Source organism: Pseudomonas sp. B424 (assembly GCF_055408345.1).
In genome coordinates, this window is record NZ_JBUZTL010000018.1 from 15,411 (window position 1) to 40,647 (window position 25,237).

At 56.2% G+C, this 25,237-nt stretch carries 13 protein-coding genes; 7 read left to right on the top strand and 6 right to left on the bottom strand.

All coding sequences use genetic code 11. The features are described 5' to 3' along the window. Window positions 1-12 precede the first annotated feature (12 nt). The 5 genes from brxC to brxL are packed head-to-tail and all read left to right on the top strand — an operon-like array spanning window position 13 to window position 12,917. Window positions 13-3,453, top strand: a complete 3,441-nt coding sequence (gene brxC, locus ACZRMS_RS18770) for a BREX system P-loop protein BrxC (protein ID WP_463996524.1) — start codon at window positions 13-15, stop codon at window positions 3,451-3,453. Window positions 3,454-3,466: 13 nt separating this feature from the next. Next, window positions 3,467-6,838 carry an Eco57I restriction-modification methylase domain-containing protein gene (locus ACZRMS_RS18775; RefSeq protein WP_463996525.1) on the top strand — a complete coding sequence of 1,124 codons (3,372 nt, stop codon included), beginning with the start codon at window positions 3,467-3,469 and terminating at the stop codon, window positions 6,836-6,838. After that, the gene (locus ACZRMS_RS18780; protein ID WP_463996526.1) at window positions 6,835-8,526 is read left to right on the top strand and encodes a DUF262 domain-containing protein; all 1,692 of its coding nucleotides are present in this window, start codon (window positions 6,835-6,837) and stop codon (window positions 8,524-8,526) included. Before ACZRMS_RS18775 ends, ACZRMS_RS18780 begins: the two co-directional genes overlap by 4 nt. Beyond that, the gene (gene pglZ, locus ACZRMS_RS18785; protein ID WP_463996527.1) at window positions 8,523-10,865 is read left to right on the top strand and encodes a BREX-1 system phosphatase PglZ type B; all 2,343 of its coding nucleotides are present in this window, start codon (window positions 8,523-8,525) and stop codon (window positions 10,863-10,865) included. Before ACZRMS_RS18780 ends, pglZ begins: the two co-directional genes overlap by 4 nt. A gap of 3 nt (window positions 10,866-10,868) precedes the next feature. Next, window positions 10,869-12,917, top strand: a complete 2,049-nt coding sequence (brxL, locus tag ACZRMS_RS18790; protein WP_463996528.1) for a BREX system Lon protease-like protein BrxL — start codon at window positions 10,869-10,871, stop codon at window positions 12,915-12,917. A gap of 166 nt (window positions 12,918-13,083) precedes the next feature. On the opposite strand, the gene radC is transcribed toward brxL, so the two are convergent. The 5 genes from radC to ACZRMS_RS18815 form a co-directional block, all read right to left on the bottom strand. Further along, window positions 13,084-13,581, bottom strand: a complete 498-nt coding sequence (gene radC, locus ACZRMS_RS18795; RefSeq protein WP_463996529.1) for a RadC family protein — start codon at window positions 13,579-13,581, stop codon at window positions 13,084-13,086. Window positions 13,582-13,633: 52 nt separating this feature from the next. Next, window positions 13,634-14,554, bottom strand: a complete 921-nt coding sequence (locus tag ACZRMS_RS18800; protein WP_463996530.1) for a recombination directionality factor — start codon at window positions 14,552-14,554, stop codon at window positions 13,634-13,636. Between the two features lie 78 nt (window positions 14,555-14,632). Further along, window positions 14,633-15,637, bottom strand: a complete 1,005-nt coding sequence (locus tag ACZRMS_RS18805; RefSeq protein WP_463996531.1) for a YqaJ viral recombinase family nuclease — start codon at window positions 15,635-15,637, stop codon at window positions 14,633-14,635. Between the two features lie 81 nt (window positions 15,638-15,718). After that, entirely contained in the window at window positions 15,719-16,687 is a 969-nt protein-coding gene (locus ACZRMS_RS18810; protein WP_463996532.1) for a DUF932 domain-containing protein, read from the bottom strand. Between the two features lie 78 nt (window positions 16,688-16,765). Then, complete coding sequence (locus ACZRMS_RS18815) at window positions 16,766-17,095, bottom strand: hypothetical protein (RefSeq protein ID WP_463996533.1); 330 nt, start codon at window positions 17,093-17,095, stop codon at window positions 16,766-16,768. Window positions 17,096-17,348: 253 nt separating this feature from the next. Between ACZRMS_RS18815 and ACZRMS_RS18820 the strand changes: the two genes are divergently transcribed. Both ACZRMS_RS18820 and ACZRMS_RS18825 read left to right on the top strand, forming a co-directional pair. After that, window positions 17,349-22,364 carry an AAA domain-containing protein gene (locus ACZRMS_RS18820; RefSeq protein WP_463996534.1) on the top strand — a complete coding sequence of 1,672 codons (5,016 nt, stop codon included), beginning with the start codon at window positions 17,349-17,351 and terminating at the stop codon, window positions 22,362-22,364. Further along, window positions 22,361-23,809, top strand: a complete 1,449-nt coding sequence (locus ACZRMS_RS18825; protein ID WP_463996535.1) for a hypothetical protein — start codon at window positions 22,361-22,363, stop codon at window positions 23,807-23,809. The genes ACZRMS_RS18820 and ACZRMS_RS18825 overlap by 4 nt, the downstream gene beginning before the upstream one ends. Before the next feature lie 158 nt (window positions 23,810-23,967). On the opposite strand, the gene ACZRMS_RS18830 is transcribed toward ACZRMS_RS18825, so the two are convergent. Beyond that, on the bottom strand, window positions 23,968-25,224 hold the full coding sequence (locus ACZRMS_RS18830; protein ID WP_463996536.1) for an integrase domain-containing protein: 1,257 nt from the start codon (window positions 25,222-25,224) through the stop codon (window positions 23,968-23,970). Window positions 25,225-25,237: the final 13 nt, after the last annotated feature.

Here is a 25,237-nt window from a genome sequence, read left to right on the forward strand (position 1 = left end):
AAGGGGAAGCTCATGCTCAATCGCGACATCTACCAAAAAGATCCGTCGACCCGTAAGTTGGTTAACGAGGGTGTAGCTAGCGTCAATGACGAAAAAACCAATGAAGCACTTTCCGTGCTGCGGTACGAATTGGATACCTTTGTTTGCGATGGGCAGTACGAGAAGGGCTTAGTCCACATATTAGAAACCTATCTCAAGAACATCGAGCAGGCGCAACAGCCTGCCGTGTGGGTTAGCGGCTTTTATGGCTCGGGTAAGTCGCACTTGGTTAAGATGCTGCGCGCACTTTGGGTGGACAGCCAGTTCGACGACGGAGCCACTGCGCGCGGCCTCGCGTCGCTGCCGCAAAGCGTGAGCGATCAGCTCAAGGAACTAAGCACCCAGGCCAAGCGACACGGTGGTCTTCACGCAGCGTCAGGCACGCTTGGTTCCAAATCGCGTGACAAGTCAGCTCGAATGGCGCTGCTCGGCATTCTCTTCAATTCGGTCGGACTGCCAGAGCAGTACCCAGTGGCACGATTCGTCATGTGGCTCAAACATGAGAACATTTACGACACGGTGCGTGGCTATGTCGAGCAGGGGGGGCATGACTGGGAAGAAGAGTTGGACAACTTCTACGTGGCGGAGGGTCTGCACGCGGCTTTGGTTAAAGCCAAGCCCAACCTCTTCACGTCGGCGGCATCCTGCGTCGAGACACTGAACAACTTGTACCCTTATGTGCAGGATGTATCCAGCAGCGACATGATCAAGGCCATCAAGCAGGCCCTCACCCGCGACGGCAAGTTTCCGCTCACCCTCGTAGTCATTGACGAGGTGCAGCAGTACATCGGCGAAGACAGCCAGCGCTCTATCGACGTGCAAGAAACCGTCGAAGCCTGCTCCAAGAACATCGGCGCCAAGCTGCTCTTCATTGGCACCGGCCAGACTGCCGTCACTGGCACATCCAACTTGAAAAAGCTCGAAGGCCGATTCACTGTTCGCGTCGAATTGTCGGATGCCGACGTGGATGCGGTGATCCGCCAAGTAATTTTGGCCAAGAAACCCGAGGCCAAGGCTCCGGTGGAAAAGGTGATGCAAACCAACTTGGGTGAGATCTCGCGCCACTTGGCTGGCACCACCATCGGTCATCACCCGGACGACATCCAGTTTTTCCCGCAGGATTACCCCATTCTCCCAGTGCGTCGCCGCTTTTGGGAGAACGCCTTGCGCGTGCTCGACCAGACCGGCACTGACAGCCAGTTGCGCAACCAGCTCTCGATGATCCACAGGGTCATCCAGACCAATGTGGACGCACCGGTCGGCAGCGTGGTGCCAGCGGACTACCTCTACTTCGATGCCGCCGACAAGCTGCAGCAGTCCCGCATCCTGCCGCGCAAGGTCCATGAGAAGACCATGGTCTGGGCCAAAGGCACCGATGACCAGCGGCTGATGGGCCGAGCGTGTGGCCTGGTGTTCCTGATCAACAAGCTGGCTAGCAGCAACAACGAAATCGGCATTCACGCCACTGTCGATACCCTGGCCGATCTGATGGTGGAAGATCTCACCCAAGGCTCGAGCGCGCTGCGCAGCAAACTCCCGAGCCTGCTCGACAAGTGCGAGCTTCTGATGAAGGTTGGCGACGAGTACCGCATCCAGACTGAGGAAAGTGCTGCTTGGAACGACGAATTCCTCAGCCAATGTAACAGCCTGGCCAACGAGGCCCACCGGGTGGACGCCGAGCGTGACGATCGCATCCGCCGCCGCTTCGGCGAGATGGTGCGCAAGCTATCGCTCACCCAAGGCACGTCTAAGGTCTCGCGCGATATCTTCCCGGTGTTCGATGCGCAGTTGCCAGATGATGCCAACGAGAAGGTCTGCGTTTGGGTTCGCGATGGTTGGAGCATCGACGAGAACTCGGTGCGTGCCGATGCACGACAGGCGGGCAACCAGTCGCCGACGGTGTTCGTGTTCATCCCCAAGCGATCGGCCGACGACCTGCGCCACTACCTGATCGACTTCAAAGCTGCCAGCGCCACGCTGGAAAAACGTGGCATACCCAACACCGCCGAGGGCACCGAGGCCCGATCGGCCATGGAGACTACCAAGCAGACTGCTGAAGGCAAGATACGCGAACTGCTGCAAGAGGCCTTCACTGGTGCGCGTGTCTTCCAAGGCGGCGGTAACGAAATCCTGGGCACCGACCTGCAGGACATGACGTTGGAAGCGGCGACCAATGCGCTGCAACGGCTGTACCCACAATTTCACATCGCTGACCATGCTGGCTGGTCGAAGGTCTACGAGAAGGCGCAAAAAGGCGCACCGGATGCTCTCAAGAGCGTGGGCGACGATGGCGAACCCGCCAAGAACCCTGTCTGTAAAGCCATCCTGGCCTTCATTGCTGGCGGCAAGAAAGGGATCGACATCCGCAAGAACTTCGAAGGCGGCAACCACGGGTGGCCGGGCGATGCGGTGGACGGCGGCTTGCAGGTGCTGTTGGTGGCCGGGCTGATCCGTGCCCAGGACGAAAAAGGACAAACCATTGACCCGAAGGACCTGGAACGCAAGGTCATCGGCAAGACCATGTTCAAGGTCGAGTCCGCCACCATTTCAGCGGCGCAGCGCATCCAGATTCGCAAGGTGCTGCAGAAGGTAAGCCTCACTGCCAAGCAAGGCGAGGAGCTGGTCTATGTGCCGCAATTTCTGGTTAGCGCGCAAGAGCTGGCCAACCGCGCTGGGGGAGATGCCCCACGCCCGGCACGCCCTACTACCGTTGGGCTGGAAGAGATCCGCCTCACCGCAGGCAACGAGCAGTTGCTGGCGCTGTACAACCAGCGCGACGAGCTAAGTGCCGCAATTGACACCTGGAACGATCTGGCCGAGCGCATCGACAAACGTCTGCCCACCTGGAACACCCTCAAGCGTCTGCTGGTCCAGGCCAGTGGGCTGCCAGATGCCGAAATCTTGGTGGCACAGGTCACACACCTGGAGCAGCATCGTCAGTTGCTGGACGAGCCCGATCCGATCACGCCGCTGGTGGCCGGTCTCACGCAGCTGCTGCGTGAAGAGCTGAACCGCTTGCATGCGGATTATCAGGCTCGCCACCAAAAGGGTATGGCGCGCTTTGAGGGCGACACCAACTGGCAGCAACTGGAGCCCGAGCAGCGCAATAGCCTGCTTGCCACCCAAAAGTTGACGCTGTCCGACGCACCGAAAGTACAGGTGGCCGACACGGAAGAAGTGCTGGCCACGGTCGATCGTTTGTCGCTTGCGTCCTTCACCGACCGTGTGGCCGCAATCGACTCCCGGTTCGACGCCGTGCTGGTGGCGGCGGCCGAGCTGATGGAGCCCAAGGCGCAGTTCGTCAAGCTGCCCCACCGCACCATCAAGACCGACGAAGACATCGAGGCCTGGCTACAGGACGCCAAACAGACCATCGAACAGGCCCTGAAAAAAGGCCCTGTTATCCTTCACTGAGGCCTGAACAAACATGATGCAAGCACTTGATAAAGACCTGCGCAGCGCGCTGGAACGAACCGTAAAAGCGGCCCGCAAGATGGCGGAGACTGCCGCCCGCGCTGCCGTGGACCAATTGGGCGTTGGCCATGACAAGCCCGAAGCCTTTCTGAGTGATGTCGAGAAGGCGCTGCGCAACCGCCTGCGCGCCCACGGCAAGCAGCTCGGTGATGTACGCGACTCGAAAAGCTCCAACCCGACCTACGGGAAGCAGGAGGTACAGCATCTGGTGCAAGAGGTTGCTTATGAGCACTGGCACCGTATGCTGTTCGCCCGCTTCCTGGCGGACAACAACCTGCTGATGTATGACGGCGTGGCCGTCACCATCGAAGAATGCGACGAACTGGCTCCCGACGAAGGCACCAAGAGCGGCTGGGAGCTGGCAGGTAGACTAGCCGCGCGCATGTTGCCGCAGGTGTTCAAACCCGGCTCACCCGTGTTTGAGTTGATCTTCGCGCCCGAGCACCAGAGCGAGCTCGAACGCCTGCTTAAGGACCTGCCTGATGCGGTGTTCAAGGCCAGCGATAGCTTGGGCTGGGTGTACCAGTTCTGGCAGGCCGACAACAAGGAGCGCATCAACAAGTCGGAAGTTAAGATCGGCGCCGACGAGTTGCCCGCAGTCACCCAGCTCTTCACCGAGCCGTACATGGTGGCCTTCTTACTACACAACTCACTAGGCGCCTGGTGGGCTACACGCCATCCGGGCAAGCCTTGCCCAGTCAATCTCGAATACTTCCGAACTCTGGAGGACGGCACCCCAGCAGCAGGTAAGTTTGAGGGCTGGCCCGACTCACTAGCCGACTTCAAATTGCTTGACCCATGTTGCGGCTCGGGCCACTTCCTGGTGGCCTCTTTCCTGATGCTGGTGCCCATGCGCATCGCGGCGGGAGGGCTTAGTGCCAAGGAAGCTATCAACCGGGTCCTGGAAGAAAACCTTCATGGTATTGAGCTTGACCCGCGCTGCGTAGAAATAGCCGTGTTCGCCGTCGCACTGGAGGCCTGGCGCTATCCGGATGCATCCGGCAAGCCGCTCGGCGTGCGGGAAATTCCGGTGCCCAACATCGCTTGCTGCGGACTGAAGGTCGCGGCTAAGGCGCAGGATTGGGAAGCCCTGGTGCCCGACGATGTCCCCAATGCCGAATACATGCGTCAAGAGTTGCGTCAGCTGCACGCCAGTTTTTCCGAGGCGCCATTGCTTGGAAGTTTGCTGGACCCGGCACGTAGCCTGAAGAATGACCTGGCCACTTCCGGTTACGAAATGTTGACGGCTTTGCTGCGTAAAGCGTTGGCTACTGAAGGTCCGGCCCACAGGTTGAATGAAGATGATGAGCGGTGGGAGTTGGCGCTAAGCGCGCAAGGGCTGCTGGCTGCAGCGAAATTGCTGGATATGCGCTATCAACTCGTAATTACAAACGTCCCATACCTCGCAAGAGGTAAGCAGTCTGAGGCTCTACGGAATCACTGCGAGCGCCAATACCCAAAAGCAAAGGGCGACCTAGCGAATGTATTTTTAGAGCGCTGTTTGGAGTTGACGCTGGAGTCTTCATCAGGGCTTGTCCAGATTGTAATGCCGCAAAACTGGCTTTTTCTAAAGAGCTACAACCATTTTCGAAAGGAACTGCTGACCACCACTTCATGGGGACTGATTGCTTGGCTTGGAAGGTCAGCCTTTCAAACGCCATTAGATGTATCACCCATCCTGTTCTCCATACGTAGTAGAGCGAATAATAAAGGAAGCTTTCCTGTTTGCGATGTATCTGCATCAGAGGATGTCGATAGCAAAGCCATGGCTTTGAAAAATACAAAGCTAATTTGGTTGGACCCGGTTGTTCAGCTTAAGAACCCAGATCACCGCATTACGATCCAGGCGGTTGTGCAGAGCGGACTACTTCAAGAGGTCGCGAACTGTTACCAGGGGCTACGAACTGGCGACAAGGATCGATTCGTTATTCGATTTTGGGAGGTGCCTGAAAGAGCGGGCGCATGGGAACTATTTCGGGAGCCTAACTCCAAGAGTTCCGAATTCGGTGGAATGTCCTCTATCATTTTTTGGGAGGAAGGCAGTGGTGCGCTGCAAACATATGCTGTTCAGAACAGGCACAAGTTACACGATATGCACGAGTCTGGTCAGCTTGCTTGGGGTCGAAAAGGAGTGGCTATTAATGAGCAAGGCTTGCAACCTTCACGCTATTTTGGTGAGAAGTTCGATGCGAGTGTAAGTGTTATTTTTCCGAAAAATGAAGTTGATTTAGCGTCTCTATGGTCTTACTGCGCATCACCTTATTTCCTGGAGAATGTCCGTAAACTGGATCGCAAGCGAAGCGTTACCAATGCGACTCTTTTGAAGATTCCGTTCGATAGAACACAATGGCAACAGATTGCGGACCAGAGTTTTCCGCTGGGGCTTCCAAAACCATATTCGAATGATCCAACTCAATGGGTTTTCCACGGGCACCCAGAGGCATCGCCCCACCCACTCCAAGTTGCGGTAAGTCGTTTGGTTGGATACACCTGGCCAGCCGAGTCCGACGACAAGATGGAACTGTCCGACGAAGCGCGTGCCTGGGTTGCGCGCAGCAAGATGCTGGAATCCCATGCCGACAAAGACGGCATCGTCTGCATTCCGCCAGTAGGCGGTGAATCATCTGCCAGTGATCGACTTCTGAATCTACTTGCCGATGCCTACGAGGCAGACTGGAGCAACGACGTCCTTGGGCAGTTGCTGACCGCAGCCGATCACGCCGGAAAATCGCTGGAGACCTGGTTGCGCGACAAGTTCTTCACCCAGCACTGCAAGCTGTTCGGCAACCGGCCTTTCGTATGGCACATCTGGGATGGCCTGCACGACGGCTTCGCTGCCTTGGTGAACTACCACAAACTTGATTACAAGACGCTGGAGTCCTTGATCTACACCTATCTGGGTGACTGGATCCGCCGCCAAAAGCGTGATGTGGACGGCGGCGTTGATGGTGCCCAGGAAAAGCTAGCCGCCGCTGAGGTGCTTAAAAAACGCCTGGAGCAGATCATTGCGGGCGAAGAACCCTACGACATCTTCGTGCGCTGGAAGCCGATCAACGAGCAGCCCATCGGCTGGAACCCCGATTTGAACGATGGCGTTCGCCTAAACATCCGCCCATTCATTTCAGTGCCTAATGTTGGCAAAAAGGGCGCTGGAGTGTTGCGCGAAAAGCCAAAAAATCTGCATTGGGAAAAGGACCGTGGCAGCGATGTGCCGTCTGCGCCTTGGTACGAGCTCGGGTTGCAGTACGACGGCAAGGCGGGCGATCGTATCAATGATCATCATCTGAGCCTGGAAGAAAAACAAAAAGCAAGGAGCGGAAAGTGAGCAAGAAGATCAACGGCGCCGAATATCCACTAGCGAAAATATTCAGTTCGGATTTCGATTACGCCATTCCGTCCTACCAGCGGCCCTATGCCTGGACCGTTGATCAAGCGTCCGAGCTATTTGATGATCTTCATGATTTCTTCCTGCGGGAGCCGGAGGACACTTATTTTTTGGGCAGCATCGTACTGATCAAGGATGAAGGCAAACCCTATGCTGAGGTGATTGACGGTCAACAGCGCTTAACTACGCTGACCATTTTGCTGTCGGCGTTGACCGCACAATTTGCTGGTGAGCTACGTGCTGATTTTGAAAACTACATCCGTGAGCCCGGTCGTGCATCCCAAGGTTTGAAGCCAAAACCGCGGCTAGCGCTACGTGAACGTGATCTAGCCTTCTTTGCCGACCACGTTCAGGCGCTGCAGCTCGATAAGTTGCTGAGCCACGATCCGGCGCAGCTCGATAACGAATCGCAACGGAATATTCAAGGCAACGCGCGTTTACTGCTGGACAGACTCAAAAAAGCTTTCGGCGCTGATGCCGACAAACTCTGCGAGTTCGGTGCCTTCCTGGTGCAGCGTTGTTTCTTGGTCGCCGTTTCTACCCCAAGCCAGCAATCTGCTTTCCGGGTCTTTTCGGTGCTGAATAGCCGGGGGCTGGACCTGCTGCCGACCGACATCATCAAGTCGAACGTGATTGGACGCATCACTCAATCCAAGCAAGATGAGTTTACCGATAAGTGGGAAGAGTTGGAGGTGCAAACCGGGCGCAACGGCTTCGCCGAGCTGTTTGGTCACATTCGGATGATCTATGCCAGGGTCAAGGCAAGGCGCGCACTGTTGGATGAGTTCAAGGAGCATGTCCTTGCCGCCGTCGCCTCACCGGAGGACCTAGTCTCCAAGGTGATCGAGCCTTATGCCGAGGCCTATCTCGTCGCCAAGAATGCTCAATACATATCCACTGCGAATGCGTCGGATATCAATGGTCTGCTGAAATGGCTCAACCGGATCGATAACTCGGACTGGCTACCCCCCGCGATCCTGTTCCTGGCACAGAAAAAGAACGAGCCGGAGTACGTGCTGTGGTTCTTCACGAAGCTGGAGCGTTTGGGGGCGTTCATGCACATCTGCGGTAAGAACGTGAATGAACGTATTGAGCGCTATGCGATGGTCGTTGCCGGGTTGCAGAAGGCGCACTCTTTGCAGTCACCTGTCGAAGCTGTGGGGCTCACGACTGACGAAAAGGCGGAAATGTCTGCCGTGCTCAACGGCAAGATTTACTGGCTGACTGCCCGCCGACGCAACTATCTCATTTTGCGGCTGGACTCGTTCTTATCCGATGGCGCGGCAACCTATGATCCGAGCGTTTTGACAATCGAGCATGTGCTGCCGCAGACCGTCGATGCCAAAAGTGAGTGGGCTCAGACTTGGCCTGACCTTCAGGTGCGCGATGAATGGGTACATCGCATCGCCAACCTCGTGCCGCTGACCCAGAAGCGAAACTCCCAAGCCCAGAACTTTGACTTCGACAAGAAAAAGTCCGCCTACTTCGGTGGGAAGCATGGTGTCTCTTCCTATGTGTTAACGACCCAAGTGTTGAACACGGCTGAGTGGACCGCGAGCGTTGCGATGAGCCGACAGGAAAACTTGCTTTGCGTGTTGGCCGACAAGTGGGATCTGAAAAGCTCATGAAAGTCATTGATTACCTGTCCAAGGCACTTCGCGACTCGGCTGTATTCAACCCTGAGGTTCAGGTTGCGCCGTCGTGCATCCTGTGGCCCGACAAGGACCGTCAGTGGGAGGCGGTGATTCCGCGTCTGCAGAGCGAGCTGGGCGAACTGCTGGTCCTAGGCGACTACCTGCCAGAGAACCGCGTCGGCCCGGCCATCTGGCTGCGCTGCGTGATCGCCGGTAAAGCGCCGGATGTTGCCCTGCCTGCTGACCGGGTGCCGGTGTTCTATCTGCCCGGAGTGAGCCGCCAGGACTTGCGAGCGATTGAAGATTGCCCTGACCTGCTGAAGCCTTTGGCTGAATTGCAGTACCGAGGTGTAATTTGGTCGCAGGCCAACGCCAAGGACTGGACCGTCATGGCCTTCCTGAAGTCGGACCAAGGCGGCATGGGACTGGATGTGGCCCAGGACAACGAAGCCAAGAACGCCATACAACTGGCGCTCTACCTCCTGCTGGATGAGGAGTTTGAGCTTCTGAAGGACAAGCGGCTGGACAAGGACTATTTCAACACCCTGCTGACCGGCGGCGACCCTGTGCGTGACCTGCTGCAGTGGTTGGACCAGGGTGACGCGTTCCAAACCACGCGCGGCGCGAACGAGTGGAAGGCCTTCGTTGAGGTCTGCAAGTCACAGCTGGCGTTCAACCCTCAGGGCGATGGCGTTCTGGCGGGTGCCAGCAAGCTCGCGATGCGCGAGGGGCCTTGGCATTCGGTGTGGGAGCGGTACAGCGAAGCACCAAAGCGCTACTCCAACATCCCGAGCCGAATCCGCCAGTGCAAGCCGCCCGATCTGGGGATCTTCGACATCCCAGCTGAGAAGCTGAGCGGTTGGCCGCAATGGAACGAGGAGCAGGAGAAGTCGCTACATCAGGATCTGCTGGCCTTGAACCACCTGCCTGCGCATGAGGCGAGAAAGCGGGTTCTGGAGCTTGAAAAGACCCATGCGCCTCGGCGTGAGCTGGTTTGGGCCGAGTTGGGTGAATCGCCTCTGGCGTTGGCCGCCAAGTACTTGGCTGTGGTAGCGGATGTGACCAAGACTGCCTTGGCTGCCGGCTCGATAGCAGACTTGCAGTCGGGGTACGCCAACCAGGGCTGGCGAGCCGACGATGCGGTGCTGTCGGCACTGGCTTGCGTTGATAAGGCGTCTGACGTTGACGCAGTGACGATAGCGACGCGGGTAATCTATCTACCCTGGCTGGAGGAGTCTGCGCGCTACCTGCAAAAGCTGGTGGATGGCGCGTTCTACCCAGGCGGACGTATCGCCGAAGCTCCTGCCTTCTATAAGGTCGGCGGGCAATGCGTGCTTTTTGTTGATGGCCTGCGCTTTGATACGGCTCGGCGGCTATCGGCAGCTTTGGAGGCGCGAGGCTACCAGTTAGCTGAGACAATCAACTGGACGGCTCTACCCAGCGTAACGGCTACGGGAAAGGCTGCCGTCTCCCCGGTCAGAAGCAAGATTAGCGGCACTGATGATTGCGATGACTTTGAACCTTGTGTCGCCGCCACGGGCCAGTCGCTTAAGGGGGGCTATCACCTGAAAAAGCTGCTGAACGACAACCACTGGAGGGTGCTGGATCGTACCGATAACGGCGACGGCCTAGGCAACGCGTGGTGCGAATTTGGCGACATCGACAGCGAGGGACATGCGCGCGGCTGGAAGCTGGCCAAGCACATCGACCCGCTTCTAGTAGAGATTGCAGAACGTATCGCCGCCTTGTTGGCTGCAGGTTGGAGCAGCGTTAGGGTGGTGACCGATCACGGCTGGCTGCTTATGCCGGGCAAGTTACCCACGATTCAGATGTCCAAGGACCTCACCGACAACAAATGGGGACGTTGCGCCTCGATCAAACCAGGCGCTTCCACCAGTGAGCGTTTGTACCCTTGGTTCTGGAACCCGCATCAGCAGTTCGCTCTGGCCGACGGCGTGGGGTGCTACGGCAAATCGGTGGACTACAACCATGGCGGGCTGAGCCTTCAGGAATGTCTCACCTTGGATCTTGTGGTGACCCTAGCTGGGGGCGCATCAGGTAAGCAGTTAGCCAAGGTGACCGACATCGCATGGAAAGGCTTGCGCTGCACGGTTGGCGTCGACGGTAAATACGCGAATCTGTCACTGGACATACGGACGCAGGCAGGAGACCCAGCATCCAGCGTGATCGTGTGCGTGAAGCCGCTCAAAGACAACGGCACCGCATCGGTAGTTGTTGAGGACGAAGAACTGCAAGGCCGCGCGGTATTTCTGGTTCTGCTCAGCGCCTCGGGCGAGCTGGTGGCAGAGGCAAACACTGTGATCGGAGGATGATGAATGATTGAATTGGATCAGATAGACAAAAAGGCCGCCTCGGTGTTGGACGGGTATCTGGTCCGGAAAGACTTGGTGCGTACCTTCAGTCGGCAATTTCCGGTACCCACCTACGTTGTCGAGTTCATGCTCGGGCGCTATTGCGCTAGCATCGATCAGGAGGAGATTGACGAGGGCCTGGAGATTGTTCAGCGCCAGCTTAAGTCTCGCACGGTGCGTGCCGGCGAGGAGGAGCTGTTCAAGGCTAAGGCACTTGAGACAGGTGAGGTGAAGATCATTGACCTCGTGACAGCGCGTGTGGACAACAAAGGGGAGTACGTGGCCAGCCTGCCAAGCCTGCGCCTGACGGATGTGCGCATCAGCAGCGAGCTGGTCAACGAACACCAGCGCATGTTAACCGGGGGCTTCTATGCTGAGCTGGGGGTGACGTTCGATGTGGCCATCGCCCAGGAAGCAAAGGGGCGTCCATTTGGGATCACGTCGCTGCGGGAGATTCAGCTGTCCAAGCGCGACGTGTTGGAAATTCTGGCCAAAGCCCGCCAGGCGTTCACCTCCGAAGAATGGAAGTGCTTTCTGCTCCGATCCATCGGCATTGAGTCCGGCGAGCTTAGCGACCGCCAGCGGAATGCTCTGCTCCTGCGCATGGTTCCGTTTGTGGAGCGCAACTACAACTTGGTAGAGCTCGGTCCGCGCGGCACTGGCAAGAGCCATCTGTTTCAGCAGGTTTCGCCCTACGCCCACCTCATTTCAGGCGGCAAGGCCACTGTGGCCAAGATGTTCGTGGAGAACACGGCCAAGGGGCGTCGGGGGCTGGTGTGCCAGTACGACGTAGTCTGCTTCGACGAGGTGTCCGGTATTTCCTTCGATCAGAAGGACGGCGTGAACATCATGAAGGGCTACATGGAGTCCGGAGAATTCAGCCGTGGCAAGGAGAGTATCCGCGCGGATGGCAGTATCGTCTTGGTCGGCAACTTCGATGTCGATGTGGAACACCAGCAGCGCGTGGGGCACTTGTTTGGCCCTATGCCACCGGAAATGCGTGACGACACCGCCTTCATGGACCGCATCCACGCGTTTCTGCCTGGTTGGGACGTACCCAAGATCAACAAAGACTTGGTCACCAATCACTTCGGTCTGGTCAGCGATTTCCTGTCCGAGTGCTGGAGCCAGCTTCGTAACCAGAGCCGAGTGAGCGAGCTGCAGAACCGAGTCTTCTTTGGCGGCGCCCTGTCTGGCCGCGACACGAATGCGATCAACAAAACGGTCAGCGGCTTGCTGAAGCTGCTGTACCCCAGCGCAGATGTCCCGGTCCCCGATGAGGATTTGGAGTGGGCCGTTCGCATCGCCATGGAGGTTCGGCGCCGGGTGAAGGAGCAGCAAAAGCGCGTGGGTGCTGCCGAATTCAGGAACACACATTTCAGCTACATCATGGGCGCTGACGGTGTCGAGAAGTTCGTCTCCACGCCAGAACTCCAGAGCGACAACAGTATTGGCGGCGACCCGCTGGAGCCTGGACAGGTGTGGACCATCAGCCCCGGTGGTGGCGAGGAAAACTCTGGCCTCTACCGCATCGAGGTCAACGATGGCCCTGGGTCAGGTGTGAAGGTACTCAACAAGCCCATTCCGCCGGCATTCCGCGAAAGCATTGGTTTCGCCGAGCAAAACCTTTATGCCAGGTCGCTGCAGCTAGTTGGTGACAAAGATCCCAGACAGCATGAGTTCACGGTGCAGCTTCGAGCGTTTGATGCGGCGAAATCTGGCGCGAAGCTCGGCGTGGCTTCTTTAATTGCTCTGTGCACATCTCTGTTGAAGCGAAGCGTACGTGGCGGCTTGATCATCGTTGGGGAGATCAACCTCGGGGGGTCGATCGAGCCCGTTCATAATGCGGTCACGATTGCTGAAATCGCCGTTGAGAAGGGCGCAACGTCGCTGTTAGTACCCGTGGCATGTCGACGCCAATTGGTCGATTTGTCCGATGATATGGCGACCAAGATCGATATCCAGTTTTATTCGGATGCCAAAGATGCCTTGCTGAAAGCAATGGCTGACTGACCCCAAAGGAGCATCACAGTGGTGTCGGTCGTCATTCAAATGCACCGAATACAACTTGAAAAAAATAAGAAAGCATAAGCTAAAAGCACATCCACACCGATAACCACCCCTGGCAGTCGCCAGGGTGTAGTTTATCGGGCGGAGTGATTCAGCCAGCCATTATGGGTTACAGGTAACCCCGTTCAGCCAACGATACACAGCCCTCAGCGCCCACTACCACATGATCCAGTGTCTGGGTGCCAATCATACTGAGAGCGTTCTTGAGGATTGTGGTCAGCGTGCGATCGGCGTGGCTGGGCTCCGGGTCGCCGGAGGGATGATTGTGGACCAGGATCACGGCTGCGGCGTTATGCTCCAGGGCGACCTTGACCACTTCCCGTGGGTACACACTGGCTCCATCTAGCGTGCCTCTGAACAGTTCTCTGAAACCAATCACACGGTGCTTGGCATCAAGCAGTAGCAAGGCAAAGACTTCATGCTCATGGTATTGGAGCAGTGTTTGTAGATGGCTGAATACTTGCTTAGGCTCAGTCAATGCCCGACCTTTCGACAGACGACTCATCGCCAGTTGTTGCGCCATCTGCAGGATATCAGCCTCGGTGACCGGGGACTCCATGACATAGGTACCGGTCGTTTCACCGGCTATCAGCTTGTGATATTTCATGCGGGTATTCCTGTACGAATGCGTGAGAACAGCGGGAGATTGAGCAACCCGATTACTGAACGCTGGGCTTGCCGTTGTTCCGCGTGGCTTGCGACTCCAGCTTTTGCGCGAGTGAGGGTTTGCCATGCGCTGCCAGTTGGGCTTGGGCCTCTATATGTCTGGGTTGATCTTCAATGGTTGGAAAGAACTCCTCGACGATGGTACGAGTGTCATCCTCGGTGTTTTCAAAGGCCCCATTGTTAAAGCCTCGCTGGGCCGCCTGATCCAAGGCGCTCTGGTCAAAGCCCGAGGCTTGTCGGGTTTCGTCCAGCTGCTTGGCTTCGAGCAAGGCGTCTTCTAGGCTCAGGCCGTTGCGAACCGTGATATCGACGTAGAAAATCGGTGTGCCGTGGCTCAGGCGAGTGGACTTACCACGCAGACGTAGCTCCAACGGCAGACAGGCCTGGCGATTGCCGGAGATGGCTTGTAGGTAGTGCAGACGCGCTGCCAGGGTACGAATGCTGTTGTAGCCCGTGGTGCGAAAAACAAAGCTACCCAGCGGATCGTCATCCCCGATGACAACATTCAGTCGTCCGTAGGGCTTGCAGGCTCCGCCTTGCGCCAGCGAGCAGCCATCCGGTGAAGGGCAGGGCAACGACTGGATGCCTTCCTTGGTCAAACGCTTGCAGGTTTCACCATTGCCCACGCACAGCGGCCGGCCGGTGGTACGGTCGAACAGGCTGTAGTCAGCCCGAAAGTTGAGGTCCGGCTCGTTGAACAACAAACGGATCGGAATGCTGCGTAGCTTGCCGTCCTGGCCATTGCGCAGTTCCTCATTGAGCGGGTGCAGCAGCCAGCCGTCGCGGCTCAGTACCTGCGAAGTAATAGTGAACTGATCGTCTTTCTCCGGCAGACGTTTGCCGTTTTTCTCGACGACCTTGCCGATGGAAATACGCCCGAGTACAGGAGGGGTGATCGCTAAACCTTTGAGCATGGCGGTTATCCTTGATCTGGAAATAAAAAAGCCACCGGGACGTGATAGGTCCGGGTGGCTTATGTATGGTGGGTAGAGTCAGGCGATCAGAAAACGCCGACTGCCTTCGCGGAGCTTGCTGTAGCGGATCTGCAGGTAGGGTTTGTCCTTGAGCATCTGCTCGACATCCAGCACGGTGCTGTCCTTGGACTTCTTCCAGCTGATGTAGCCCTCGGTAAACTCCGCGCGGGTGGCGATGCCCATGGCCTGCTGCAGGACTTGTTTGAGCTGCGCCTCTCGTGTCTCCTGTTGGTTAATGCTCTGGCGAACAGCCTTGAGTTCCCGGTAGGTAGTTGCCAGTTCCGGGTGCTGGCTGAAGTCCAGGGTCTTACCGTTGTCCTCGGGGTAGAGGCAGCGTAGTGCGGCTTCCGCTGAGTCCGTACCATCGGCCGGTGGCGGGGTATCACTGACCACGTAGTCCCAGAACAGCCGTTCCAGGTCTATAAGCCGAGCAATCATCGACTCGTCTCGTTCGATGCGGTGGATCTCCAAGTGTTGGCCACCCAGCAGTACCGCCACATCCGCCGCCTGCTTGCCGGTCACCGCCAACTGGTGCATGACCTGTAACTGCACATACTCAGGCACGCCTTCTTTCCAGAGGCGAGCGCCGTTAATGCCGGCTGTTTTGCATTCAAGGATTTGTACATCGTCTGCACCCATCACCTCTCGGTCGATGTTGGCCAGCATCCAGGGCAGTTTAGGATCCGGATTCTGCAGCACTGCATTGATTCGTCGTACTCGGTTACCGCTACGCTTGCTGTAATGCCAGGCGACGATGGGCTCCAGCACATTGCCCCAGTAGGCTGGACTCTTTTCATCATTTTGATCTAACTTTGGCAGCGAACTGTCACGGCCAGTTTTTTCCAGCCACAGTTCCAGCTGGGATTTGTAAGGATTGAGACCTACGGCAGCAGCGGCATCCGAGCTGCCGATGCCTTGTTTGCGCACGGCCAGCCAGTCTTCTCGGGGAAGTTGTTTGGTCCCCACCAGGCGCAAGGCGGGGCGGGGTTTACTGCAGGATTGTTGCAGCTTTTGCGTTTCCATGATGTTTTCCTATCCGGCATAAAAAACGCCCGGCCAGCAGAAGCTGACCAGGCGCTTTAATCGTTGAGTAGGTGAGTGGGGCTAGGCGACGAGTTGCAGCGCTGCGTTCAGTGCGCGCTCTTTGAGGACGGCCCCGGCCCCAAACCACGCAGAGTCCATGCGGTACTCAGTACTCCTGGCGCGTCGCTCGTGATCGACATACTCCGTAACGGCGTTGAGCAGGCCCCACGCAGTTCCTTGAGCTGATTCAAGCGTCGCTCCACGACCTTGGCCTTCGTACAGGCCTTGGACTTTGCGCAGCGCTCGCTCATTCGGCAGCACTTCCGGCAGTTTGCTATGGGGGGCTACGTCACACAGCACATTCATGAAGAAGCCCATCGCCTCATGCCACTGCACCTTGCGCTCCGCCAGTGCGCGCATGCGGTACATAAATTCATCCCATTGCGAGACGGCGATGCCGAGTTGCTTTTTCACCGCCTGTGGATCAAAGCGCGTGTTGTGCGGCACCTTGATTGCGCGTGTAGCGCCGTTCAGGGAGATGGTCAGGGTGTTATTGCAGACCACGCGCACCGTGGTCGGAGTGGCGGTGGTGGCTAGGGTGCCGTCGCAGGAGGTAGCCAGTAGAAGATAGCCATTCACCTGATCATTACCCTTCAGCGCGGTTGTCTGCCCCGTCCTGGCTAGAGCCCAGAATTTGCGACCACCTTTGAGTATCCCAGCTGTTTCCAACTCGTAGCCGGAGACCTCAGTCAGATCTCGGTAGAACTCCAGCACCTCACGAGGCTGCACAACTTGGTAGCGGTTGGAAACAACCGACAAGGGGGACTTGGTGTCGGAGCGATACAGCACCTTCTGTTCCGGAAAGGAGTGAATCGTGCCCAGGTTGCCGACCGTGTCGGCCTTGAAGTGAACAGGACTTTCCTGAATCTGCCAGTTCATGCCGGCTTCGCGCTGCCAGATTTCCAGTGGTTGCTTTTGCGTTAGGCGGTTACCCAGACCGTGCCAAGGGGTAGCGCCAACGTATGCCATTTGTTCGACGAGATGAGCCATGGGAGTGATTCCTTTGGGTGCGTGCCGGCATAAATGCTGCGCATCACGCAGCACTGGCCGAAGAGTTTTTTAAGAGGATTAGGCTGGTAGGTTGAAGCGATGATTGCAGGCAAGGCAGAGGTTGTTGGCAAGCAGATGGCGATCTAGCGACTCACCCAGTTGGGCGCCGAGCGCACAGCCGCTGACACCGCCGGCCAGTCCGCCTAGGATGACACCTGACACTGAGCCGAGGGTGATGCCGATGGGCCCAGCGATAGCACCGATAAGCGCACCAGCCTGACCTCCTGCTAAAACTGCGCTGACACCTCGGGCTGCACCGCCTACGCTGCCGATGGCAGCCCCTATTTTCATGGCGTGATGGAAAGAGGCAATTTTGGGGGAATGACAGCGAGGGCACTGTAATGACATGGGACGAACCTTCTTGGTGTTGATGTCATTACGGTTATGTAGGACTAAGATTTTTTCGAATTGAATAGTTTTGCTGGCCAGTTCGGCGGCTCTTCCTTAATCCTAGAGAGCAGAAGGGTCTTGACCCTTTGGCTACTTCAAACATGATAATGCATCACTTAATTCAAGTGATCCTGACGCGAGTGGCCAAGGCCCCCACTGAACATGATCTTTTGAAGCACGTTTCTCGCTTATGAATTTGGGGTTTGAGGATATGGAGGTCGTGTATTGGGAGGGTGGCCTTCTGCGCCACGAAGTTGCTGCCATCGAGGCCATGGAGAAAACCTTCAAAGGCTCCGAACCGCCCAATGGGTCATCCACAGCGAAGGGGGTGATGGCTCAGCAGCTGAAAGCTCTTGCTGCCGGGGCGGGTGGGATGTGGCCCTGGCGTGGATATGCGGGTTTCCGTTTTGCGGACGCTCGAGGCGCAGAGGGTGAGTTTGACCTTGTTATTGTTACGCACAAGAACGTGCTTATCGTAGAGCTGAAGCACTGGCACGGGGAAATTACATACAACGGCGGGAAGTGGTACCAGAACGGCAGCGAACGCGGGCGCTCACCGGTTGCCGTAACTCAGAACAAGCTCTTCCTGCTGCAAAGGAAGCTCCAAGCTATCAAATCGAGTTTCCCAGGCAACCGCGTACCTAACATTCAGTTTTGCGTTGTCCTCACCGGCGATTGCACCTTTGCCGACTTGCCCGACAATGAGCTCAACCACGTTCTGACCCTTGGAGACTTCTTGGCGCTCGCGAACGAGGGTCAATACAACAAGCGGTTCCGGCCGCACCCGGCTCAGCAGGGACTGAATCAGCATTTCGACGTGTTCGATCGCTTGCTCAACAAAGGGAATACTAAGCCAAAAGAGCTGATCGTTGATGGTTTCAGAGCTCAGGAACTGATTTTCGAGCACCCTGCTAAGGTGTATGTCGAGCACCAGGCGAAGAACGACAACAACAAAGACGAGCGTGCGCTGCTGCGTCTTTGGGATTTCTCCAAGCTCGATGATCTGGATGCCAAAACGCCGGAGGGGCGATTCAAAATCCTTTCACGTGAACGTGACGTGTTGGTCTATCTGAGTAACCGGGACTTGGACCTGGGTAGACGCTGCCTTCGGCCGATGAAAAATCCTTCAAAGGACTCTGTGACCCAGGAGTATTCCGAGCTTTGTGAGTTGCCCTCGGAGCACTATCGTCTAAATGAATTCATCCATCGCTATGTGGGGCAGTTCGATCAATTTGGCCGAATACGGTTAGTAAAGGTCTTGGTCGCGCAGTTCTCGCTTATGCATGGGTTCAAAGTCGCTCACCGCGATCTCGGTGACCATAGCATTTGGTTTTCACCGGACAGCAGTATCTCGCTGTCAAATTTTATTGCCGCATATCACCAGCCAGCAGGAACGGTCGGCCCACGTCGTGACCAGTTGAGCATCGGCGCAATCTGCATGCCAGAGGACACCAATCCCGACGTTTATCGGGGAACACCGTTTCAACGGGATGTCTTCGCGCTTGGCCTCATGTGCTGGCATCTCATCACTGCGACCGCGCTTCCGCTCAAGTTTGAGGACACGCACATTGAGAGCGCGCGCCGTGAACTAAGTAGCGCGGACGATTGGTACGCTGCTGTACTTCTTCGGGCTATGGAGATTGATCCTAACGACCGTTACCCCGACGCTGGTGCGCTGCTCGATGCATTGAACCGGGACACGCCAAGAATTGATGGGGCATTCGAGTTTGATCACAGCCTTCTGGAGCGCTTCGGGTCGAGCGGATTCGTCCCCTATAAGGTTTTTCCGGTAGAAGATGAGCTTGTCGACTCCGAGGTCAAAGAGGTTTATCGGTCAGGTTCTCACGTAGTCAAAATATGGCCGACCCTTCACGCCAACTCAGTCTCTGGCGGTGAAGGTTCTATGCTGCTTGCATTCTTTGAGCGGCTCGAATTGTTGCAAAAAAGCGGCTATGAATTCCTCCCTGAGATCGAAAGTTTTGGGTACGGTAAGGGCGGGACGCCGTTTCTGATCCAGCGTCATGTCGACGGATGCGACTGGAGTGGGTTGCATAAGCCTGAGCGCGATGTCGCCTTCATCGTGGCCCGGAAGCTAATGGCTGCGGTTGAATGTCTTCACGAGCAGCAGGTAAGCCACGGTGATATCCACCCTGAGAACGTGAAGGTATGCGTTACTGCCGGCGATCCGGCCTCCTGTGCCGTATACCTGCTGGACATGCCTGACTTATGCGCCTCGGGCACCCAGCCGTTCAATCATCGCTACAGTCCACTCTTAGAGAACTGTACTGTCATTGAACGAGACAATTTTGCTGTCATGCGCATGACGGTCGAGCTGCTTGGGATGGACTGGGATGAGCCTAGCGATGCTGATATTCCCGAACTCAGAGCAGCAATCGATCAGGAGCGGCAAAGCGAGTCGGGATTCATCTCTCTCGAGCGATTTCGGGACGCTCTTGAAGAAGCGAACAATCCACCCAAGGCTCGGCCATCGATCGCAATCGATGTCGTAAGTCGAGATGAGGTCGAGGGGTTTACCATCTACCCCGATAACGGTCGGCTATACATCAAGATCACCTCGGATCGGCAGGATCCGAAGCTTCTGGTCGTAAGCTTCGATGGAATTGGTGGCGCATTCCGTGCCACCTACGATCCTGCCACAAGAGTGTTCATAAAAGCCTTTGGACCGAAGGTGCAGGACAGTGTTCGGCAGCGTGAGGCCCAGGATGCTGACTTCGAAGTCGACGTCAGCATCAAGGTTTCCGTCGGCCGATATTCCAATCTGGCCACACTAACTGGCTTCATGGAGCAACAGGCGGGTTTTGGCGACCTCGCAATCAGTATCCTCAACGACTCTCGCGCAGCTCTCCTCGCCCAAAATGAGGAAAAGCCATTTGGATCGATCGTCGAGGCTGTATTAGAGGAGGACGCCGATCTAACTTCCTCTGAACCATCCCGTAAGCCATACCCGGTAACCAAGGTATGGAAGGCGATTCTGGAGACCGAAACTGAGGCCTTACCAAGTGTCGAGGTTGCCGATGTGCCCAGGATGCACAAAGACGGGGTCGGGCTTCTGATTCCGTATTCGGCGGAGCGGGAGGTCCTAGAGTCATTCGATTCAGACGAAACAGTTTATCTATCGAGGCGGAGGGACGGAAAGACAATCGATTTGGGCGCAGTCAATATCCGTCTAAGCACCCAGTCGGAGATCTATTTGGCCCTATCGAAGCAGGCCAAAGGCATTCAAGTTGACGACCTGCTGTTCTTGCAATCGCGATCGACCCGAACCTCCTTTTCGCGCCGCAAGCGCGCGACTGAGCGCATGTTGCAACGCCTGTCAGTCGTCCCGAATCTTATCGACTATTTTGACGAGGAGTGCGATGCAAAACCCGAGCGATTTAATGAACCGCCGACAGAGCACCACTTCAGAATGTATGAGCGTCAGGCTCCTGACGGTACCACCGTCGGACTGAATGACGCACAGAAGGAAGCATTTGCGCGGCTCGTCAGCACTGGACCTCTTGGCTTACTGCAGGGGCCGCCCGGTACCGGTAAGACCGAATTCATCGCTGCGTTCAGCCATTACCTAATCAGTGAGGTTGGTGCACGAAATATTTTGCTTACCAGTCAATCGCACGAAGCGGTGAACACCGCAGCTGAGCGTATTCGCTCCCACTGTCGAAAACTCAATACTGACCTCGATGTGGTGCGGTTCAGCAATAGAGAGCAGGTTGTTTCTGACGAACTACGGGATGTTTACTCCCGCTCCATCGTTAGCCAGCAGCGCGAGTCATTTCGTGCCGAGATGGCGCATCGGCTGAGTCTCATGGCCCCATCCCTTGGCGTGAGCGCTGCCTTTCTCGAGCGGTTGGTCACCGTCCTGCAGAAAGTTGGTGGACTTGTGAAAGGTCTTGCTCGACTAACTGCCGACTTGGAGTCGGAAGAAAGTTACGAAACGACCGGAAACGACAATTCGGTGACTTTGGGCGAGATGCGCTCCGAGCTCCTAGAGTTGATGCGCCATGACTTCGAGGTTGAGGTTGACGAGGAGGGCGCCCCCTTAATGTGGTTGGAGCAAGTCCAGAACAAGATAGCCAGTGACTTCGGCATTCGTAGCCATGAACTGAAACGCTGTCTGGCGTTGATTACGCTCTCCGACGACATGCTTGAGCGCATGGGCAGCGAAAAGGCCAACTACGATGAGTTTTTGGTGAGAACCCGTACTTTGGTGTGCGGCACCTGTGTCGGTATTGGCTTGAACCACCTCAAGCTTGCTGACGGCAGATTTGACTGGGTGATTATCGATGAGGCTGCCCGTTCCTCGCCAACAGAACTAGCGATCGCCATGCAGGTTGGTCGGCGAGTACTCCTTGTAGGAGATCACCGGCAGTTACCGCCTTTCTATGAAGATGAGCACAAGAAAGCCATCGCCAGGTCGTTGGAGCTCCACACGACCTCTGGGGAGTTCCAGCACATCATGCGCAGCGACTTCGAGAGGGCATTCGAGTCCCCTTACGGGCAGTTGGCTAGCGCCACGCTTAAAACCCAATATCGGATGCAGCCCCCAATCGGCGATATGGTCTCGGAGGTTTTCTACCAGGGGCTGCTGGAGACAGGTGAACGGCTCATACCAGAACATTTCGACCTTGCTCCTGGTTGTCTGGAGCAGGTGTGCGGCTGGTTGGACACTGGCACCCTTGGCATCAGGGCATTCCATCAGTCGCCCAATGGCAGCATGAGCTTGATCAACCACGCCGAAGTAGACGCGATCATGCAGATGCTCAAGGAGATCGAACAGCAGACTGAGTTTTCCGATGGGCTCATTGATGAGATGAGCCGTACGCAAGAGCCTGCAATCGGCATCATTTGCATGTACGGCGATCAGAAGAAGCTAATGCGACGAAAGTTTGCGGAACAGAACTGGCCGGATGCATTTAAGCGATTGGTCAAAATAGACACGGTGGATAGCTACCAGGGAAAGGAAAATCGCATCGTGATAATTTCACTTACGCGCTCGTGCGCGGACCAGTCACCTGGGTTCCTACGCTCATCTAACCGGGTGAACGTAGCTCTATCCAGAGCAATGGATCGGCTAGTAGTGGTCGGGGATATGCGAATGTGGGCTGGGAGAAATGCGGAGTTGCCGCTGGGTAGGGTCTGTACGTTCATTCGAGAACGTCAGCACAAAACCGGCTATGCAATCATTCCGGCAAAAGGAGCTGCAAAATGACTACGAATGAGCTTCGTTTGTTTGAGGTTGATATCAGCGTCCCGGTTCAGCAGTTCCGTATTGAGTACACCCTAGTTGAGCAGGGCGGGTTGCCTTTTGTTCCAGAGTTCCTGTTACGACTGTTGAGGGTCTCAGCACTACCGCCTGCGGACATTGCCCGTTTTTTCGGGTTCACGCCGAAGGAGGTCAGTACCGCTCTCTTGCCGTACTTGCAGCAAGGCGAACTGACCCTCGCCGCTGATGGACGCGTGGTGCTTACCGAAAAGGGGCTGAGACTGTTCGCTGGCGGTGGTGAAACCCCTATCGTTAAAGGGCGCAAGGAGTACCGGAAGACTCTTGCATTCGATCTACTCGCCTACTCCTTCGTCGAGCATAAGAAGCATCGCTTAGAGACCCCGAGGTGCTCTGTAGTTCTGAGCGCAGATCCTGCTATGCGCGCCGAATCCGTGGCGGGTGCAGAGCGAGCGTTTCAGCACAATCTATTCAAAATCTATCGGTCCGGTGAGCTTTGTGGTCAGGTAGACGAAATGCAGGTGCCTGAGCTGTACAAAGTCAGCCAGGTTCGGAAAGAGCGGGAGGGTTATATCCGGTTTGCAGAAGCTTACTGCCTCGACTTGGAGACGATGAACTTTGGGTTCGCAGAGCATGCCGGGCTGCCCGAGGAAGATCTTTACATCGCCCAGCGAAGTCTCCAGCTGGCAGGACTTGTAGGGCGGCGCAATATCGAAACGTTAGTTGCCTTTGCTGACAGAATAGGCGATCAGCGTACGCTAGACATTCTCTCGACTGGCGTCCTCGATCTAAGCAAGGCTGCGCAAGCATCGATTGCGACTTTCAGAGCGGGTCAGGCCGAAATAGAACCGATCTACGGTGCTCTACAGATAACGCGCAACTGGGATCGAGCGGAATACCTCCTATCCAAATATGCGAAACGACTTGCGAGCGAAGATGCCAATGAGCCTGTTACGCTAACTTGGCTGGCCCCGGCTGCCCATGGTTTGTGGGGCAAGTGTTCGCGCCATAGTCAGGCGTTGAGCACGTTTGTTGGTTCTGCAACATTGAAGGCCAGTGGGAAGGAGAAGTCAGTCTTCAGCCCGAGACTACTCATCCCGCTGGCCGATCAGCACGACGACCAGGCGCGACGCCGAGCTTTTAACGAATGCAAAGAGGCTGAGTCGGTCCTTCATAGCTTTATAGAGTCCGATGCACTGTCAGCGCTTGAGATTGTGAGCCTTGTGGATTCGTTTGCGATTGTTGTCTACCACCTAGTCCAGCCCGACCTGCATCCGGTGCCAATTCCCTTTGGCTTTATCACTGAAGACAAAGGAATGGTGCGCCGGATTGAGGCCGCCATAGAGGATAGGCTCGCGGAATACACAGAGGGCAATGTGCCGCGGTATCTTGGGCCGATGACGAAAAGCTCGAATTCGCTGAAGCGTATGTAGCGACAACTTTGGATTGGTAGAAGGGACTCGTTGAACCATTGCTCAAGAAGATGTACGCAACGATGAAGTCCGATGTAAAGGAGTCCAACGACGAGGTGTCGGAGCAATGACGTTCTTTCTACTCGGGAACCATTGGTTTTCCGACACTGGGTCGTAGGTCAACGTATCGGCACGACTTTTCTGTCCCTGTTTTCCTTGATAGCTGACACTGACAGGTTGCCGCTAGCTGCTTCTTGGATGTGCTCGCTCCACCAAGCCATCATTGGGCGTCTGCGCTCGATGTAGTCCGCTCGGTTGTAGGCGCTGCGTACCTCGTCTTTATCGACGTGGGCAAGCGCAACCTCGATCAATTCAGGATCACAGCCGTGCTCATTGAGAATGGTGCTCGCCATTGAACGCATGCCATGACTTACCAGGCGCCCTTCGAACCCCATGCGCTTCAGCGCCATGTTGGCGGTCTGGCTGTTGCAGTGGGTGCGAGGGTTCCGGTCTGCAGGAAACACGTACTCCCTGTGTCCACTGTAGGGCTTGATGGCATCAAGGAGCGCCAAAGCTTGTTCAGTGAGCGGAATGATGTGTATCCGACGTTTCTTCATGCGCTCAGCCGGTATCGTCCAGATCTTCTTCTCGAAGTCGATATCCGCCCAGCGCGATGTGGCCGCCTCGGCTGGCCGAGTCATGGTGTGAAGTTGCCACTCAATCAGGCAGCGCGTAGTTCTTTTTATGCTGGCATTAGCAATTGCCAACATGAGCTCTTTCAGCTCGTCGGGCGCCAGGGCGGCCATATTTTTCTTTTTGGGCTTTTTGAAGACGGCGCGGATTCCACTGAGTGGATTCGCGTGAATTAATCCCGAGTTGACACCATAGGTCATGATTTCATTGAGGCGTTGGGTCAAGCGCTTAACAGTTTCAAGACTGCCCTTCGTCTCAAGGGGGCGAAGCAAATTTATGACTTTTGGGGCGGTGATAGCAGAGATCGGGGTGGCGGCCAGATCAGGGAAAACGTGCAGCGTGAGAGAGCGCCAAATATCTTCGGCGTACGCTGGGGTCACTGAGTCCTTTTTGAGCTCGAACCACGCTGCCGAGATATTTTCGAAAGTGTGTTCCGTGGCTGCTCTTTTCGCGTGCCGCTCGGCGTCGCGTTTCTCTTTAGGGTCCAGCCCCTGGGCGACGAGCTCTCTCGCTTCCACGGTTTTCTTGCGTGCTTGAGCCAGGCTTACCTCAGGAAAGGTGCCCAATCCCATGTTTATTCGCTTTTTCGTCACGGGTTGGATGTAGTTGAAATTCCATAGCTTTGAGCCATTGATTCTCACTCGCATCTGAAGGCCGTTGCCATCGGTGAGTATGTAGTCCTTTTCCTTTGGCTTCGCGGCTTTGACTTTTACGTCTGAAAGGCGCGTGGCTTGGGCCCCCATGGTGTATTCCAGT

Coding starts and splice junctions, on each gene's coding strand:
- ACZRMS_RS18800 (WP_463996530.1), bottom strand. CDS start 14,554: ATGCTCAAAGGTTTAGCGATCACCCCTCCTGTACTCGGGCGTATTTCC.
- ACZRMS_RS18805 (WP_463996531.1), bottom strand. CDS start 15,637: ATGGAAACGCAAAAGCTGCAACAATCCTGCAGTAAACCCCGCCCCGCC.
- ACZRMS_RS18775 (WP_463996525.1), top strand. CDS start 3,467: ATGATGCAAGCACTTGATAAAGACCTGCGCAGCGCGCTGGAACGAACC.
- brxC (WP_463996524.1), top strand. CDS start 13: ATGCTCAATCGCGACATCTACCAAAAAGATCCGTCGACCCGTAAGTTG.
- ACZRMS_RS18815 (WP_463996533.1), bottom strand. CDS start 17,095: ATGTCATTACAGTGCCCTCGCTGTCATTCCCCCAAAATTGCCTCTTTC.
- brxL (WP_463996528.1), top strand. CDS start 10,869: ATGATTGAATTGGATCAGATAGACAAAAAGGCCGCCTCGGTGTTGGAC.
- ACZRMS_RS18825 (WP_463996535.1), top strand. CDS start 22,361: ATGACTACGAATGAGCTTCGTTTGTTTGAGGTTGATATCAGCGTCCCG.
- ACZRMS_RS18810 (WP_463996532.1), bottom strand. CDS start 16,687: ATGGCTCATCTCGTCGAACAAATGGCATACGTTGGCGCTACCCCTTGG.
- ACZRMS_RS18830 (WP_463996536.1), bottom strand. CDS start 25,224: ATGGGGGCCCAAGCCACGCGCCTTTCAGACGTAAAAGTCAAAGCCGCG.
- ACZRMS_RS18820 (WP_463996534.1), top strand. CDS start 17,349: ATGGAGGTCGTGTATTGGGAGGGTGGCCTTCTGCGCCACGAAGTTGCT.
- radC (WP_463996529.1), bottom strand. CDS start 13,581: ATGAAATATCACAAGCTGATAGCCGGTGAAACGACCGGTACCTATGTC.
- pglZ (WP_463996527.1), top strand. CDS start 8,523: ATGAAAGTCATTGATTACCTGTCCAAGGCACTTCGCGACTCGGCTGTA.